Origin of the sequence: Streptomyces sp. NPDC004658 (genome assembly GCF_040609555.1) — a bacterium.
Classification (GTDB): Bacteria; Actinomycetota; Actinomycetes; order Streptomycetales; family Streptomycetaceae; genus Streptomyces.
In genome coordinates this window covers 1-15,419 of record NZ_JBEXKG010000106.1, presented here as the reverse complement: position 1 = coordinate 15,419, position 15,419 = coordinate 1, and the positions used below count along the sequence as shown (strand labels likewise).

12 protein-coding genes and 1 pseudogene are annotated in these 15,419 nt (G+C 73.0%); 8 read left to right on the top strand and 5 right to left on the bottom strand.

What is annotated here, in order from left to right; all coding sequences use genetic code 11:
* Positions 1 to 244 precede the first annotated feature (244 nt).
* The 5 genes from ABZV94_RS28630 to hemB all read left to right on the top strand — a co-directional run bounded on the left by ABZV94_RS28630 (position 245) and on the right by hemB (position 6,566).
* Positions 245 to 1,021 carry a redox-sensing transcriptional repressor Rex gene (locus ABZV94_RS28630; RefSeq protein WP_356345305.1) on the top strand — a complete coding sequence of 259 codons (777 nt, stop codon included), beginning with the start codon at positions 245 to 247 and terminating at the stop codon, positions 1,019 to 1,021.
* A complete protein-coding gene (locus ABZV94_RS28625; RefSeq protein ID WP_356345304.1) occupies positions 1,018 to 2,715 on the top strand; it encodes a glutamyl-tRNA reductase in 1,698 nt (565 codons plus the stop codon). The genes ABZV94_RS28630 and ABZV94_RS28625 overlap by 4 nt, the downstream gene beginning before the upstream one ends.
* A complete protein-coding gene (gene hemC / locus ABZV94_RS28620; protein ID WP_356345302.1) occupies positions 2,712 to 3,671 on the top strand; it encodes a hydroxymethylbilane synthase in 960 nt (319 codons plus the stop codon). The genes ABZV94_RS28625 and hemC overlap by 4 nt, the downstream gene beginning before the upstream one ends.
* A complete protein-coding gene (locus ABZV94_RS28615; RefSeq protein ID WP_356345300.1) occupies positions 3,668 to 5,377 on the top strand; it encodes a bifunctional uroporphyrinogen-III C-methyltransferase/uroporphyrinogen-III synthase in 1,710 nt (569 codons plus the stop codon). Before hemC ends, ABZV94_RS28615 begins: the two co-directional genes overlap by 4 nt.
* Before the next feature lie 196 nt (positions 5,378 to 5,573).
* Positions 5,574 to 6,566: a porphobilinogen synthase gene (hemB, locus tag ABZV94_RS28610; protein ID WP_356345298.1), complete on the top strand. Its 993-nt coding sequence runs from the start codon at positions 5,574 to 5,576 to the stop codon at positions 6,564 to 6,566.
* A 10-nt stretch (positions 6,567 to 6,576) separates the two neighbouring features.
* Here the strand turns inward: hemB and ABZV94_RS28605 are convergent, their stop codons facing one another.
* On the bottom strand, positions 6,577 to 7,299 hold the full coding sequence (locus tag ABZV94_RS28605) for a DUF4232 domain-containing protein (protein ID WP_356345326.1): 723 nt from the start codon (positions 7,297 to 7,299) through the stop codon (positions 6,577 to 6,579).
* Positions 7,300 to 7,488: 189 nt separating this feature from the next.
* Between ABZV94_RS28605 and ABZV94_RS28600 the strand changes: the two genes are divergently transcribed.
* Entirely contained in the window at positions 7,489 to 8,823 is a 1,335-nt protein-coding gene (locus ABZV94_RS28600; RefSeq protein ID WP_356345295.1) for a helix-turn-helix transcriptional regulator, read from the top strand.
* 10 nt (positions 8,824 to 8,833) lie between these two features.
* On the opposite strand, the gene ABZV94_RS28595 is transcribed toward ABZV94_RS28600, so the two are convergent.
* Positions 8,834 to 9,658: a DUF4253 domain-containing protein gene (locus ABZV94_RS28595; RefSeq protein ID WP_356345294.1), complete on the bottom strand. Its 825-nt coding sequence runs from the start codon at positions 9,656 to 9,658 to the stop codon at positions 8,834 to 8,836.
* Positions 9,659 to 9,738: 80 nt separating this feature from the next.
* Positions 9,739 to 10,128 (bottom strand): VOC family protein, encoded by a 390-nt coding sequence (locus ABZV94_RS28590; RefSeq protein ID WP_356345291.1) that lies wholly within the window; start codon positions 10,126 to 10,128, stop codon positions 9,739 to 9,741.
* 72 nt (positions 10,129 to 10,200) lie between these two features.
* On the opposite strand from ABZV94_RS28590, the gene ABZV94_RS28585 reads away from it, so the two are divergent.
* The gene (locus ABZV94_RS28585; protein ID WP_356345288.1) at positions 10,201 to 11,169 is read left to right on the top strand and encodes a YafY family protein; all 969 of its coding nucleotides are present in this window, start codon (positions 10,201 to 10,203) and stop codon (positions 11,167 to 11,169) included.
* Between the two features lie 31 nt (positions 11,170 to 11,200).
* Here ABZV94_RS28585 and argS read toward each other — a convergent pair whose 3' ends face one another.
* A complete protein-coding gene (gene argS, locus ABZV94_RS28580) occupies positions 11,201 to 12,967 on the bottom strand; it encodes an arginine--tRNA ligase (RefSeq protein WP_356345286.1) in 1,767 nt (588 codons plus the stop codon).
* A 128-nt stretch (positions 12,968 to 13,095) separates the two neighbouring features.
* Between argS and lysS the strand changes: the two genes are divergently transcribed.
* Positions 13,096 to 14,835, top strand: coding sequence for a lysine--tRNA ligase (lysS, locus tag ABZV94_RS28575; RefSeq protein WP_356345284.1), 1,740 nt, complete (start codon positions 13,096 to 13,098; stop codon positions 14,833 to 14,835).
* Positions 14,836 to 14,895: 60 nt separating this feature from the next.
* On the opposite strand, the pseudogene ABZV94_RS28570 reads toward lysS, so the two are convergent.
* A pseudogene (locus ABZV94_RS28570) lies at positions 14,896 to 15,419 on the bottom strand (hypothetical protein); the annotation flags it as partial.

The window sequence follows — 15,419 nt, the reverse complement described above, 5'->3', positions numbered from 1 at the left end:
GGTTTGGTCTCGGGGGCGGGATTCGTGAGGAGTGTGTGCGGTTTTGCCCCCAGTAACGAAGGGACACCGGTGCGTATGCGCCGGTTCCCGGCGAGAGCGCAGGAGACGCGTGACCCCGGTCACTTCTGCCGGGCAAATCGGACACCATCTTTGTGCACGCGTTCACAAAGACATAGCCTGCTGTCGACGGGGCGGTCTGGGGACGTATGACCGCCTGCAGCCCCGCTCTACCCGCAGGAGCACCGTGGCAACTGGCCGAACACACCGACCGGCGACCCGTAGCCGAGGGATTCCCGAGGCCACCGTCGCCCGGCTTCCGCTGTACCTCCGAGCCCTGACCGCGCTGTCGGAGCGCTCGGTGCCCACGGTCTCCTCCGAGGAGCTGGCCGCGGCGGCGGGGGTCAACTCCGCCAAGCTGCGCAAGGACTTCTCGTACCTGGGTTCCTACGGAACGCGCGGTGTCGGCTACGACGTGGAGTACCTCGTCTACCAGATCTCCCGCGAACTCGGCCTGACCCAGGACTGGCCCGTGGTGATCGTCGGTATCGGCAACCTCGGCGCCGCCCTCGCCAACTACGGCGGCTTCGCCTCCCGCGGCTTCCGGGTCGCCGCCCTGATCGACGCCGACCCGGCGATGGCCGGCAAGCCGGTCGCGGGCATCCCGGTGCAGCACACCGACGACCTCGAGAAGATCATCGAGGACAACGGCGTGTCCATCGGCGTCATCGCCACCCCGGCCGGTGCCGCCCAGCAGGTCTGCGACCGGCTCGTGGCCGCCGGCGTGACCTCCATCCTGAACTTCGCGCCGACCGTGCTGTCCGTCCCGGACGGCGTCGACGTGCGCAAGGTCGACCTCTCGATCGAACTCCAGATCCTCGCCTTCCACGAGCAGCGCAAGGCCGGTGAGGAGACCGCCGCGGGCGACGGCGCGCTGCCCGCCGCCACGGCCCGTGGCGTGGCCGCCGACGACTCCGCCGACCAGGGGCCCGACGGGGACGTCCCCGCCGTGATGCCGGCATGAGCCTCCTCGTCGTCGGCCTGAGCCACCGCAGCGCCCCGGTCAGCGTGCTGGAGCGGGCCGCGCTGAGCACGGACGCCCAGGTCAAGCTGCTCCAGGACACGGTCGCCGCCGAGCCCGCCACCGAGGCCGCGGTGCTCGCCACCTGCAACCGCATCGAGCTGTACGCCGACGTGGACAAGTTCCACGCCGGTGTCGCCGAGCTGTCCACGCTGCTCGCCCAGCACAGCGGGGTCGGCCTGGACGAACTCACGCCGTACCTCTACGTCCACTACGAGGACCGGGCCGTCCACCACCTGTTCTCGGTGGCCTGCGGGCTCGACTCGATGGTCGTCGGCGAGGGGCAGATCCTCGGCCAGATCAAGGACTCGCTGGCCCGCGCCCAGGAACTGCACACCGCCGGCAAGCTGCTGAACGACCTGTTCCAGCAGGCCCTGCGGGTCGGCAAGCGCGCCCACTCCGAGACCGGCATCGACCGGGCCGGCCAGTCCCTGGTCACCTTCGGCCTGGAGCAGCTCGCCGTCGGGGCGCCCGTCACCGACTGGGCCGCGGGCAAGAAGGCGCTGATCATCGGCGCCGGGTCGATGTCGTCCCTGGCCGCCGCCACGCTCGCGCGCGCCGGGGTCGCCGAGGTCGTCGTCGCCAACCGCACCTTCGAGCGCGCCGAGCGGCTCGCCGGGATCCTCACCGAGTCCGGTGAGAACAAGGCGACCGCGCGCGCCGTGCGCATGGACGCGGTGGCCGACGAGCTGACACGTGCCGACGTCGTCGTCTCCTGTACCGGGGCGACGGGTCTGGTGCTCACGGCGGAGGCGGTCGCGCACGCGGTCGAGGGCCGTACCGGCGCCCCCGTCGCCGGCACCGGTGCCACGGCCGCGCAGCCGGAGCCCGTGAAGCCCGGGGCCCCCGTGCGCCACACCGGCGTCGGCGCCGACGAGAACTGCCCGCTGGACCTGGCCGCCGTACAGCCCGGCTTCTCCGTCCTGGGCGAGGCGGCCGTGGCCGGCATGGACGCGGCCACCCTGGAGCAGCACGCGGCCTGGGTGGACAAGGGCACGACGGTGGAGCGCCGGGAGCGCCGGACGCCCGAGGCGGACGCCGAGCTGATCAGCGCGCTCGCCGCGACCGCCGCCACCGTCGGCCGGATCCCCGAGCGGCGCAGGCCCGAGCCGGTCGCCGAGCGGCCCGCGCCCTTCTTCTTCCTGCTCGACCTGGCCATGCCCCGCGACATCGACGCGGCCGTGCACCGGCTGGCCGGGGTCCGCCTGGTCGACATCGAGTCGCTGGCGGAAGCGTCCGCCGACGCGCCGATGGCGGCCGACGTGGACCAGGTCCGGCGTATCGTCGCCGACGAGGTCGCGGCCTTCGGCGCGGCACAGCGGGCGGCCCACATCACGCCGACCGTCGTGGCACTGCGCACCATGGCCGCCGACGTCGTCGCCGGTGAGATCGCCCGCCTCGACGGCCGCCTGCCCGATCTGGACGAACGCCAGCGCGGCGAGATCCGGCAGGCCGTGCACCGGGTCGTCGACAAGCTGCTGCACGCGCCGACCGTACGGGTCAAGCAGCTCGCGGCCGAGCCCGGCGGCGCCGGGTACGCCGACGCGCTGCGCACCCTGTTCGACCTCGACCCCGAGACGGTGGCCGCCGTCTCCCGGGCCGGGGACAGCACAGACACGAAGGACCGACCGGCATGACTGAGAAGGCGTTGCGGCTGGGGACCAGGCGGAGCAAGCTCGCCATGGCCCAGTCCGGGCAGGTGGCGGAGGCCGTCCGCCGGGTCACCGGGCGGCCCGTCGAGCTGGTCGAGATCACCACGTACGGCGATGTCTCCCGTGAGGCGCTCGCGCAGATAGGCGGCACCGGCGTGTTCGTCACCGCGCTGCGCGACGCGCTGCTCAGGGGCGAGGTCGACTTCGCGGTTCATTCGCTCAAGGACCTGCCGACCACGCAGCCCGAGGAGCTGGTCCTGGCCGCCGTACCGGTGCGCGAGGACCCGCGGGACGTGATCGTCGCGCGCGACGCGCTGAAGTTCACGGACCTGCCGCGGGGCGCGCGCATCGGCACCGGTTCGCCGCGCCGCATGGCGCAGCTGAACGCGTACGCCCGCACCCACGGCCTGGACATCGAGACGGTCCCGATCCGCGGCAACGTCGACACGCGGATCGGATACGTCCGCGACGGCGAACTGGACGCGGTCGTCCTGGCCGCCGCCGGACTGAACCGGATCGGCCGGATCGACGAAGTGACCGACTTCCTGTCGGTCGACACCGTTTTGCCCGCCCCCGGCCAGGGGGCCCTGGCGATCGAGTGTGCCGCGGGCGACGCGGACCTCATCGCCGCGCTCGGTGAGCTCGACGACCCGTTCACGCGGGCCGCCGTCACCGCCGAGCGGTCACTGCTCGCCGCCCTGGAGGCCGGTTGCAGCGCACCTGTGGGCGCGCTGGCCGACCTTCTGGCCGACGGGCAGATTGTCAAGGAAATGCGCCTGCGCGGCGTCGTCGGCACGACCGACGGCACCCGCATGGTGCAGCTGTCCACCACCGGTCCCGTGCCCCAGACGCACGACCAGGCGACGGCACTCGGTCGCGAACTCGCCACCGAGATGCTCGCCCGGGGCGCGGCCGGTCTGATGGGGGAGCGAGCACATTGAGCCCCACCACCCTTCCCGCCGGTCCGGAACACGGGCACGTCACCTTCCTCGGTGCCGGACCCGGGGATCCGGGACTGCTGACCCTGCGCGCCGTGGAGGCGCTGTCGAACGCGGACGTCCTGGTCGCCGAGCACGAGGTGCTCGACGTGATCCGGACGCACGCGCGGCAGGGCGTCTCCGTGGTGCGGACGGACGCGGACTCCGCCGCCATGTCCCCGCCTGGCACGGGCACGCCCCAGCTGACGGTCGTTGACGGCACGTCAACACCCGCCGCTGTCCCGGCTGCTGCCCGGGATGCCGCCCATCTTGTCATGGAGGCCGCGCGGGGCGGCAGGCGGGTCGTCCGTGCGGTGTCCGGGGACCCGGGACTGGATACGTACGCGGCGGAGGAGATGCTCGCCTGCGCCGCCGCCGGGGTGCCCTTCGAGGTCGTCCCCGGTGTCGCGGCGGCGGTCGGCGTGCCCGCGTACGCCGGTGTGCCGCTGCGGGACGCGCAGGGCGCGGACGTCCGGTTCGTGGACGCCCGGACCGCCTCCGACCGGTGCTGGACGGAGGTGGGCGCGTCGGACGGCACGGTGGTCGTCTCCACGACGCTGGACGCGGTCGCCGCCGCGGCGGGCGAGCTGGTCTCGGCGGGCCGCAAGCCGGACACCCCGCTGACGGTGACGGTCGCCGGTACGACGACCCGGCAGCGGACCTGGACGGCGACGCTCGGCACGATCGCGCAGACGCTGAAGCAGGCGAAGGTGCTGCCGTCGCCGGACGGCGGCCGGCCGGTGATAGCCGTGGTCGGTGAGCGTGCCGCCGTCGCCCGGCGCGACGAGCTGTCGTGGTTCGAGTCCAAGCCGCTGTTCGGCTGGAAGGTGCTCGTGCCGCGCACGAAGGAGCAGGCGGCGTCGCTCTCCGACCAGCTGCGGTCCTACGGTGCGGTGCCGCACGAGGTCCCGACGATCGCGGTGGAGCCGCCGCGTACCCCGCAGCAGATGGAGCGGGCGGTCAAGGGCCTGGTGACGGGCCGCTACGAGTGGATCGCGTTCACCTCCGTCAACGCGGTGAAGGCCGTCCGGGAGAAGTTCGAGGAGTACGGCCTCGACGCGCGTGCCTTCGCCGGCATCAAGGTGGCCGCGGTGGGCGAGCAGACCGCCAAGGCGCTGGTCGCCTTCGGTGTGAAGCCGGACCTGGTGCCGAGCGGCGAGCAGTCGGCCGCGGGCCTGCTGGAGGACTGGCCGCCCTACGACCCGGTGTTCGACCCGATCGACCGTGTCTTCCTGCCCCGGGCCGACATCGCGACCGAGACCCTGGTCGCGGGCCTGATCGAGCTGGGCTGGGAGGTGGACGACGTCACGGCCTACCGGACCGTGCGCGCCTCGCCGCCGCCGGCGGAGACCCGGGAGGCGATCAAGGGCGGCGGCTTCGACGCGGTCCTCTTCACGTCCTCCTCCACGGTCCGCAACCTGGTGGGCATCGCGGGCAAGCCGCACAACGTGACGGTGATCGCGTGCATCGGGCCGGCCACGGCCAAGACCGCCGAGGAGCACGGACTGCGGGTCGACGTCATGGCCCCGGAGCCGTCCGTGCACAAGCTGGCGGAGGCGCTGGCGGACTTCGGCATGAAGCGGCGCGCCGCCGCACTGGAGGCCGGCGACCCGGTGACCCGGCCGAGCGAGCGGAGGCCGGGGGCGCGGCGGCGGAGGTCCACGACCTGACCGCGTGAGTGAGGTTCCCGGCGCCGGAGGCGCCCGGCCACGGCGGACGCGCCCCGTACCCCGGTACGGGGCGCGTTCCTCGAACCGAACCCCGCGCAGCCCGGTGAGCGACGGCACCGGGAGGTCCCGGGCCGCCCCCTCCCGTCCGACACCGCGTCGGCAAAGGCGCAGGCCCGGCGGGCGTAGCGTAGAGGGCATGACGAAGTACGGATCCTTCCCCGGTACGCGTCCCCGGCGGTTGCGCACCACCCCCGTCATGCGCCGCATGGTCGCCGAGACCCGGCTGCACCCCGCCGACCTCATCCTCCCGGCGTTCGTCCGGGAGGGCGTCAGCGAGCCGGTGCCGATCACGTCGATGCCCGGCGTCGTGCAGCACACCCGGGACAGCCTGAAGAAGGCGGCGCTGGAGGCCGTGGAGGCCGGGATCTCCGGGATCATGCTGTTCGGCGTGCCGGAGGAGTCCAAGAAGGACGCCCAGGGCACCGCCGGGACCGACCCGGACGGGATCCTCCAGGTCGCCCTGCGGGACGTGCGGGCCGAGGTCGGCGACGACCTGCTCGTGATGTCCGACCTGTGCCTCGACGAGTTCACCGACCACGGGCACTGCGGGGTGCTGGACGCCGAGGGGCGCGTCGACAACGACGCCACCCTGGAGCGGTACGCCGAGATGGCGCAGGTGCAGGCCGACGCCGGCGCCCACGTCGTCGGGCCGAGCGGCATGATGGACGGGCAGATCGGCGTCATCCGCGACGCGCTCGACCAGATCGGCCGCGAGGACGTCGCGATCCTCGCCTACACCGCCAAGTACTCCTCCGCCTTCTACGGCCCCTTCCGCGAGGCCGTCGGGTCCTCCCTCCAGGGCGACCGCAAGACCTACCAGCAGGACCCCGCCAACTGGCGCGAGTCCCTGCGGGAGCTGGAGCTGGACCTCGCCGAGGGCGCCGACATGGTGATGGTCAAGCCGGCCGGCCCGTACCTCGACATCCTCGCCCGGGTGGCGGACGCCGTGGACGTGCCGGTCGCCGCCTACCAGATCTCCGGCGAGTACGCGATGATCGAGGCCGCCGCCGAGAAGGGCTGGGTCGACCGGGACCGGGCCGTCTTCGAGACCCTGACCGGCATCAAGCGGGCCGGGGCGCGGAACATCCTCACCTACTGGGCCACCGAGGTGGCCCAGAAGCTGCGCTAGCCGCGAGGCTTCACCAGCCGGCGATGGAGCCCAGGTCCTGCTGCCAGTACGTCACCTTCAGCGAGCTGTCGTAGTAGACGCCCTTGGCGGGCAGGGACGGCGTCGCGGACGGGCCGCCGCTGCTGTTCGGGGTGAGGCCCTGGAAGCCCACCGTCAGCGTGCGGGCCGTCGTCCCGCCGGCGCCGCTGCCGTCGGCGGCCGACAGCAGCACACCCGCGTACCCCGACTCGCCGGGCGCCAGGGAGACCACGGCCTGCGGCTGGGTGTCCCGGTCCGCCTGCGGCACCCACTGCATCTGGTCGAAGCGGAGCACGGGGTAGTAGGGCAGCTCGCAGGTCTTGGCGCCGGTGTTCTTCACGGTGATCAGCAGGTGGTTGAGGGGCCGGGCGACCGGCTGCGCGGTGACCGTCGTGTTCGCGCCATTGCACAGCACCACGGAGCTGCCGGAGGTGCCGGTGCCGCCCCGGGTGCCGCGCGCGGCCGGGGAGGCGCTCGGCCGCGCGCCGGGGGCGTGGGTACGGGCCACGGGCGTGCCGTTCGCCGTACGGCTGCCGGTGCCGGCGTGGGGTGCCTCCGGCGTGGCCTTCCCCGACGGGGCCCTCTCCGCGGGCGCCGTCGGGGTCGTCGGCCGGGAGGCGCCCTCGTCCTTGGTGCCGGTCCCGTTGCCGCACGCCGTGAGCGCGAGGGCGGCGACGGCGGTGCCGGTGGCGGCGAGCAGACGGATATGGCGCATTCGCATGGCAAGTCCTCTTTCGGGCTGGGCCGGTTGGCGTGCTTGGATGACGACAGCATGTGGGCGGGTCCGTCCCGGCGGCCAGCAGCGGCCGGAGATCCGGGACGCTGGAACGCCCACACCGGCTTTGACCTGCGGGAACAGCCCCTCCCTGGAACGCCGGGGTGGGACGAGGGGGACGGAGAAACGGTGTCGGAAGGCACGTCGGAGAGTGGATTCGCCGAGCTGCTGCGGGAGTTGAAGGACCGCTCCGGGCACAGCTACGGCACGCTCGCCAAACGGCTGCACATGAGTACGTCGACACTCCACCGGTACTGCAACGGGGACGCCGTACCGGCGGACTACGCGCCCGTGGAGCGGCTCGCCCGGCTGTGCAAGGCCACGCCCGGGGAACTCGTGGAGCTGCACCGGCGATGGGTGCTGGCGGACGCGCGGCGGGGGCGGAAGGAGCCGTCACCGGCGGCGGTGCCGGCGGCTGAAGAAGCGGCCTTTGTGGCCGGACCCCGGCCTGAGCCGGCCCCGGCGGCCGAACCCGAACCCGAACCGGAACCCCGGCCCGAGCCCGTGGCGGAGGCGGACCCCGCCGCCCCCCGGCGCCGGAACCGCCGGCCCGCCGTCCTCCTCGCCGCCCTCACCGTCACCGCGCTGCTCGGCACCGCGGCGGTCGCGCTGAACCTGCCCTCCGGGCACCCCGGTGACGAAGAGCGGGACGGCAAGGCCACCGCGGCCACCTGGGAGGCCGCCGACCGGGACAGCGCGTCGCCGGTGGCGACGGCCGGGAGCCCGGCGCCCCACCGCTCCGCGACCCGCCCGGCCTCCCCCTCCGCCAAGGTCTCCGCCAAGGCCCCCGCCGCCCGCACCGGCACTCCCGCGGAAAGCTCGGGCACCACCACGGCCGGGCGGACGGCGGCCACCCCGCCCCTCACGGTGACCACGCACCCCTTCAGCTGGCAGAGCCCCTGCTCCCAGCACTACCTGATCGACCGGCCGCCCACCGCCGTCTCCCCGCCGCCGCTGGAACAGGACGCCCCGGCCTGGGTGGCCGTGCACCGGGCGGTCTCGGCGGGGGAGCAGTTCGTCACCTTCACCGTGCAGGGCACCGGTGAGGAGACCGTCGTCCTGGAGAAGCTGTCCGTGCGCATGGCGGGCAAGCGGTCACCGCTGGCCTGGAACGACTACGCCATGGGCTATCCCGGCGTCGGCTGCGGCGGCGGTGTGCCGACCCGCTCCTTCACCGTCGCCCTCGACGCGATGCGCCCCGCGCCCGTACCGGAGGCCGGGAGCCGGGACTTCCCGTTCAAGGTGAGCCGGTCCGACCCCGAGGTCTTCCACGTCACGGCGGACGCGTCCGCGTACGACGTCAGCTGGTACCTGGAGCTGTCCTGGTCCAGCGGGGACCGGCACGGCACGCTGGTGATCGACGACGCCGGCCGGCCGTTCCGCACCAGCGGCAGCAACGGCCGCCCGGCGTACGCCTTCCCGCTCGGCGGCGAGAAGTGGCGACCGGCGTCGGAGGCGGACTGACGCCTCCGGCTCAGTCCCACCAGAAGGACCAGCTCGTGGCGCCGACCAGCTCCTCGGCGTACGCGCCCACGCTCCCCGGGCCGCTCTGCGTCACCGAGTTCGGGCACAGGGCGTAGTGCTCGGCGGCCAGCACCTCCGCGTCCTCGAGGGCGGTGGGCGGCGCCGCCACGGACACCACCAGGGCGTCCGGCCCGAGCGCCACCACCCGGATACCGAACCGGTCCTCCCAGGACCGCAGCACCGCGCAGAGCCTGGCCACGTCGCCGTCGTACTCCAGGGTGCCGGTCCAGCCGATCGCCGCCGGTATGTCCGCGGACCGGCGGGCCGGTACGAGGGCCAGGTGCGGCTCCTCCACCCACTCGGCCCACCTGCTCGGGTCCTGGTGCAGCGCGTCGGCGACCTGGGCGGCCCGGCTCTCCGGATCGGCGGCCAGACGCCCGGCGGACGCGAGCCCCGGCCACTGCGCGCCGAACGGCTCGGTCTCCTCGCCGTCGTGCCCGTCGGTCTCCTCCGCCCAGTACTGCGACAGCACGTCCTCGGCCTCGTGGTCCCCCGGGTACGAGGCCTCCCCGGGCAGCAGCACCCAGTCCTCGATCCCGGCCCGGCAGCCGGCCAGGTCCACCAGCACCGGCAGCAGCCCGGCACGGGAGGCCGGCGCGCCCAGCGCCTTCCACGTGCCGGGCGCGGAGGGCTTCTCGGCCTGCCACAGCAGGGGCTCGTGCCAGGGGCCGTCGTCCGTGCCGTCCACCAGTCTGCCGGGCGGCAGTCGAAGGCCCAGGGAGCGCCCGCTGGGGTCGGTGGCCAGCTTGGGCAGCGGGTTCGGAAGAGTCGCCATGCCGGTGACTGTAAGGCCCGCCACTGACAACGCCGTTGAGCCGCCGGGCCGCCGTGGCGGGCCGGCCGTCCGGCCCGGTCTCAGACCAGGGTCGTGATGCAGAACGGGTGCCCCGCCGGGTCCAGCAGGACCCGCCAGCGGTCCGGCTGCGGCTGGGTCTCCGGCTTGGTCGCGCCCAGCTTCAGCAGGTGCTCCTCGGCCGTGTCCAGGTCGTCCACGCCCACCTCGATGTGGGCCTGTTTCTCCTGGGCCGGGTCCGGCCAGGTGGGGCGGCGGTAGTCGGCCAGGCGGTTGAAGCCCAGGCCCGGCGCGCCGTCCTTGCCGCCCAGGAACACGAAGTCGTCGGAGGTGTAGGCGACGGAGAGGCCGAACATCTCGCCGTAGAACCGGGACAGTTCGGCCGGGTCGGCGCAGTCGAAGGTGACGGCGGCGTAGCGGAAGGCGGGTGCGGAAGCGGTGTCTGTGCTCATGGGGACGACCGTAGGACACGACCCGGACAGATACGGTCCTGGTCGTGCGGACCGGTGTGCGAGACTTCCGCCGTGCTCAGTGCCTCCGCCCGTCTGCTCCGCCTGCTGGCGCTGCTCGCCGCCCGCCCCTCGTGGACCTGTGCCGAGCTGGCCGAGCGCATGGCCGTCACCGACCGCACGGTCCGCCGGGACGTCGCCAGGCTGCGGGACCTCGGGTACACCGTCGACTCCGACGCCGGCCCCTGGGGCGGCTACCGGCTCCGGGCGGGCTCGCGGGTGCCGCCGCTGATCCTGGACGACGAGGAGGCGCTGGCCGTGGCCGTGGGGCTGCGGGAGGCCGCGTTCGGCGGGGCGCTCGGCGGCGACCAGGCCGCGCTGTCCGCGCTGCTCAAGCTGCGCCAGGTGCTGCCGCCCCGGATCGCCGAGCGGCTGGGGGAGTGGGACGACGCCCTCGTACGGCTTCCCCGGTCCGAGGAGGCACGGATGCGGCCCGGCATGCTGCTGGAGCTGGCCGCCGCCTGCCGGCGCGGTGAGCGGGCCCGGCTGTCGTACCGCGACGGGCAGGACCGGCACACGGTCCGGGACGTCGATCCCTACCGGCTCGTCCACACCGGCCGGCGCTGGTACCTGGTCGCCCGGGACGTGGCCCGGGGCTGGCGGACCTTCCGGGCCGACCGGGTCGAACGGCTCCGGTCCACCGGCCGGCCCGTGGAGATCACCGACCCGCCGGACCCGGCCCGGCTCGTCTCCCGCAACACCGCCAACGGCCCCTACCCGCTGTCCGCCACCATCCGGCTGCCGCTGCCCCTGGCGGACGCGCTGCGGATCGTCCCCGCCACCGTCGGCACCCACCGCGCCGACGGCCCGGACGCCACCGTCGTGGACATCGGCGGCCCGGACGCGGACGGACTCGCCCGCTACCTGCTGGGCCTCGCCACCCCCTTGCGCGTCCTCGCCCCGGACGCCGTACGGGAGGCCTTCGTGCGCCGCGCCCGGGAACTGCTGGACGCGCAGACGGCCGACGGCCCGCCCCCGCAGTGAGGACGGGCCGCCGGCGTCGTACCGCGCTCGGTCAGAGCTTCTCGGGCGTGCGGATGCCCAGCAGGGCCATGCCCTGGTGCAGGGTGCGGGCCGTGAGGTCGCACAGGAAGAGGCGGTTCTCGGCGATGTCCTTCGGCGGTGCGGGCTTGATCACCGGGCACTTGTCGTAGAACGACGTGTACAGCGACGCCAGCTGGTACAGGTACGCCGCCAGCTTGTGCGGGGCGTACTCCGTCGCCGCCTCCCGCACCGTCTCCGCGAAGGAGTCCAGGTGCAGGCCCAGGGCGCGCTCCGCCTCGTGCAGGTCCAGCTCCGGGTGGGCCGCCGGGGAGACCTCGCCGGCCTTGCGGAGGATCGACTGGATACGGGCGTAGGCGTACTGGAGGTAGACGGACGTGTCGCCGTTCAGCGAGACCATCTGGTCCAGGTCGAACTTGTAGTCCCGGTTCGCCGACGTCGACAGGTCCGCGTACTTCACCGCGCCGATGCCCACCTGGGCGCCCCGCTCGGCGATCTCCTCCTCGGACAGGTCCTGCGCCTTCTCCCGGACCACGGCCGAGGCGCGCTCGATCGCCTCGTCGAGGAGGTCGACCAGGCGGACCGTCTCGCCCTCACGGGTCTTGAACGGCTTGCCGTCCTTGCCGAGGACCGTGCCGAAGGCGAGCTGCACCGCCGTCACGTCGTCGTTGAGCCAGCCGGCCCGGCGGGCGGTCTCGAAGACCATCCGGAAGTGCAGGGCCTGCCGGGCGTCCACCACGTAGAGGAGGGTGTTCGCCTTGAGGTTGAAGACGCGGTCGCGGATCGCCGAGAGGTCGGTGGCCGCGTAGCCGTAGCCGCCGTCCGACTTCTGCACGATCAGCGGGACCGGGTTGCCGTCCGGGCCCTTGATGTCGTCGAAGAAGACGCACAGGGCGCCCTCGGAGCGGACCGCGACGCCCGACTCCTCCAGCAGGCGGCAGGTCTCGGCCAGCATGTCGTTGTACCCGGACTCGCCGACGATGTCCGCGTCCCGGATCTCCATGTCCAGCTTCTCGAAGACGGAGAAGAAGTAGATCTTCGACTCGTCCACGAACTTCTGCCACATGGCGAGCGTGTGCGCGTCCCCGGCCTGGAGGTCGACGACCCGGCGCCGGGCCCGCGTCTTGAACTCCTCGTCGGCGTCGAACTTCTTCCGCGCGGCCTTGTAGAGGCGGTCGAGGTTCGACATCGCCTCCTCGCCGGTGACCTGGGCGTCCTTGTGGTCCAGCTCGTGCGGGTGCTCGTCCAGGTACTGGATGAGCATGCCGAACTGGGTGCCCCAGTCGCCGATGTGGTGCCGGCGGACCACGTTCTCGCCGGTGAACTCCAGCAGCTGGACGACCGAGTCGCCGATCACCGCGGACCGCAGGTGGCCGACGTGCATCTCCTTCGCCACGTTCGGCTGGGCGTAGTCGATCACCGTCGTACCCGGGTGCTCGGCGAGCGGCACGCCGAGGCGGCCCGTCTCGTCCGCGTACCGCGCGGCCAGGTTCCCGGTGATCGCCTTGTCCGCGATCGTGATGTTGAGGAAGCCGGGCCCGGAGACCTCGACGTCCCGGATCACGTCACCCGTCACCACCCGGGAGACGACCTGCGCCGCCAGCTCCCTCGGGTTCGCCTTCGCCTTCTTGGCCAGGGCCAGGATGCCGTTGGCCTGGAAGTCGGCCCGGTCGCTTCGTCGCAGCAGCGGGTCCGCGCCGGCGGCCTCCGGCAGGGTGGCCGAGAGGGCGGACGCGAGGTGCTGCTGGACGTTGTCGCTGAGGGACGTGACCGAGGCCATAGGAATGGGTGCCGTTCTCCTCGTGGGGATGGATAGACCCAGCCAGTATCCCACGGGGGGTAAAGCCGTTTTCCCGGGCGCGATCCGGTCTGTGAGAATGGGGTGTCACCCCGTTCAGAAAGAAGGACGTGCCGATCGTGGCTCAGAGCACCGAGACCACCGACTGGGTCTCCCGTTTCGCGGATGAGGTCATCGAGGAGTCGGAGCGCCGGGCCCCGGGCAAACCGGTCGTCGTCGCGTCCGGACTCTCCCCCTCCGGTCCGATCCACCTCGGCAACCTCCGCGAGGTCATGACCCCGCACCTCGTCGCCGACGAGATCCGCCGCCGCGGCCACGAGGTCCGGCACCTGATCTCCTGGGACGACTACGACCGGTACCGCAAGGTCCCGGCCGGCGTCGCCGGCGTCGACGAGTCGTGGGCCGAGCACATCGGCAAGCCGCTGACGTCCGTCCCGGCGCCCCAGGGCTCGCCGTACCCGAACTGGGCCGAGCACTTCAAGGCCGCGATGATCGAGTCGCTGGCCCAGCTCGGCGTCGAGTTCGACGGGATCAGCCAGACCGAGCAGTACACCTCCGGCGCCTACCGCGAGCAGATCCTGCACGCCATGAGGCACCGCGACGACATCGACGCGATCCTCGCCCAGTACCGCACGAAGAAGGCCCCGAAGAAGCAGCAGCAGAAGCCGGTGGACGAGGCCGAGCTGGAGGCCGAGGAGGGCTCCGGCGCGGCGTCCGAGGACGACGGCAGCTCCGGCTCCGCCGGGTACTTCCCGTACAAGCCGTACTGCGGCAACTGCGGCAAGGACCTGACGACCGTCACGTCCTACGACGACGACAGCACCGAGCTGTCGTACACCTGCACCGCGTGCGGCTTCGCCGAGACCGTCCGGCTCAGCGAGTTCAACCGCGGCAAGCTGGTCTGGAAGGTCGACTGGCCGATGCGCTGGGCCTACGAGGGCGTGATCTTCGAGCCGAGCGGTGTCGACCACTCCTCGCCCGGGTCCAGCTTCCAGGTCGGCGGACAGATCGTCGGCATCTTCGGCGGCAAGCAGCCCATCGGCCCCATGTACGCCTTCGTCGGCATCTCCGGCATGGCGAAGATGTCCTCCTCGCGGGGCGGGGTCCCGACCCCGGCCGACGCCCTGAAGATCATGGAGCCGCAGCTGCTGCGCTGGCTCTACGCCCGCCGCAGGCCCAACCAGTCCTTCAAGATCGCCTTCGACCAGGAGATCCAGCGGCTCTACGACGAGTGGGACAAGCTCGCCGCCAAGGTCGCCGACGGCTCCGCCCTCCCCGGCGACGTGGCCGCGTACACCCGCGCCGTCGGCACCGCCGCCGGCGAGCTGCCGAAGACGCCGCGACCGCTGCCGTACCGCACCCTCGCGTCCGTCGCCGACATCACCGCCGGACACGAGGACCAGGCCCTGCGCATCCTCTCCGAGCTGGACCCGGAGCAGCCGCTGGCCTCCCTGGACGAGGTACGGCCCCGCTACGACAGGGCCGAGGCCTGGATCAACACGCACGTCCCCGCCGACCAGCGGACCATCGTGCGCGACGAGCCCGACGCCGAACTGCTGAAGTCCCTCGACGAGGCCTCCCAGCAGTCCGTGCGCCTGCTGCTCGACGGACTCGCCGACCACTGGTCGCTCGACGGCCTGACCCACCTCGTGTACGGCGTGCCCAAGGTGCAGGCCGGGTTCTCCGCCGACGCCACGCCCAAGGAGCTGCCCGCCGAGATCAAGACCGCCCAGCGGTCGTTCTTCGCCCTCCTGTACCACCTGCTCGTCGGCCGCGACACCGGGCCCCGGCTGCCCACGCTGCTGCTCGCCGTGGGACAGGACCGGGTGCGGCGCCTGCTCGGGGAGTGAGCGGCACGAAGAACATGAGGAAGGGGCCCTCCGCCGGCGGAGGGCCCCTTCCTCATGCCGTCAGGCGATGTGGTCCTCCTCCAGCTCCGCGTTGAAGCGGTTGGTGAAGCGGTTGACCATGCGGTCGGCCTCCCGCGCGGGCAGCGTGATGCCGTACGTCGCCTCCACCGCCTCGCCGAACTGGTGCGGGGTGGGGAAACTGCCGTCGATCGACTTGCGGAAGACCTGGTAGTAGTCGTCCTCCGTCGGGTCCGGCTGCGGAGTGCCGCCGCCCTCGCCCAGCTCGCGGGTGCGGTTCGGGCCCACCGGAATGGGGAAGCTGCCGGTCTCCTCCGGGGACGGCTGCTGGAACTGCTCCGGCGGCTGGTCCTCGTACCAGTCCTCGTACTGCTCCTCGGGCGCGTACTGGGGTTCCTGGAGCATCGGGTCGTAGGTGGGGTCGTAGCCGCCGTGGTACTCGACCTCCCGCGGGGTCTGGAACCAGGGGCTCTGCTCGTCCACCGGGGGCTCCTCGGCGGGCTGCCCGCCCGGAGCCGCCGCCTGCCGCGGGACGGGCGCCGCCTCGGCGGCACGACCCCCCGCGC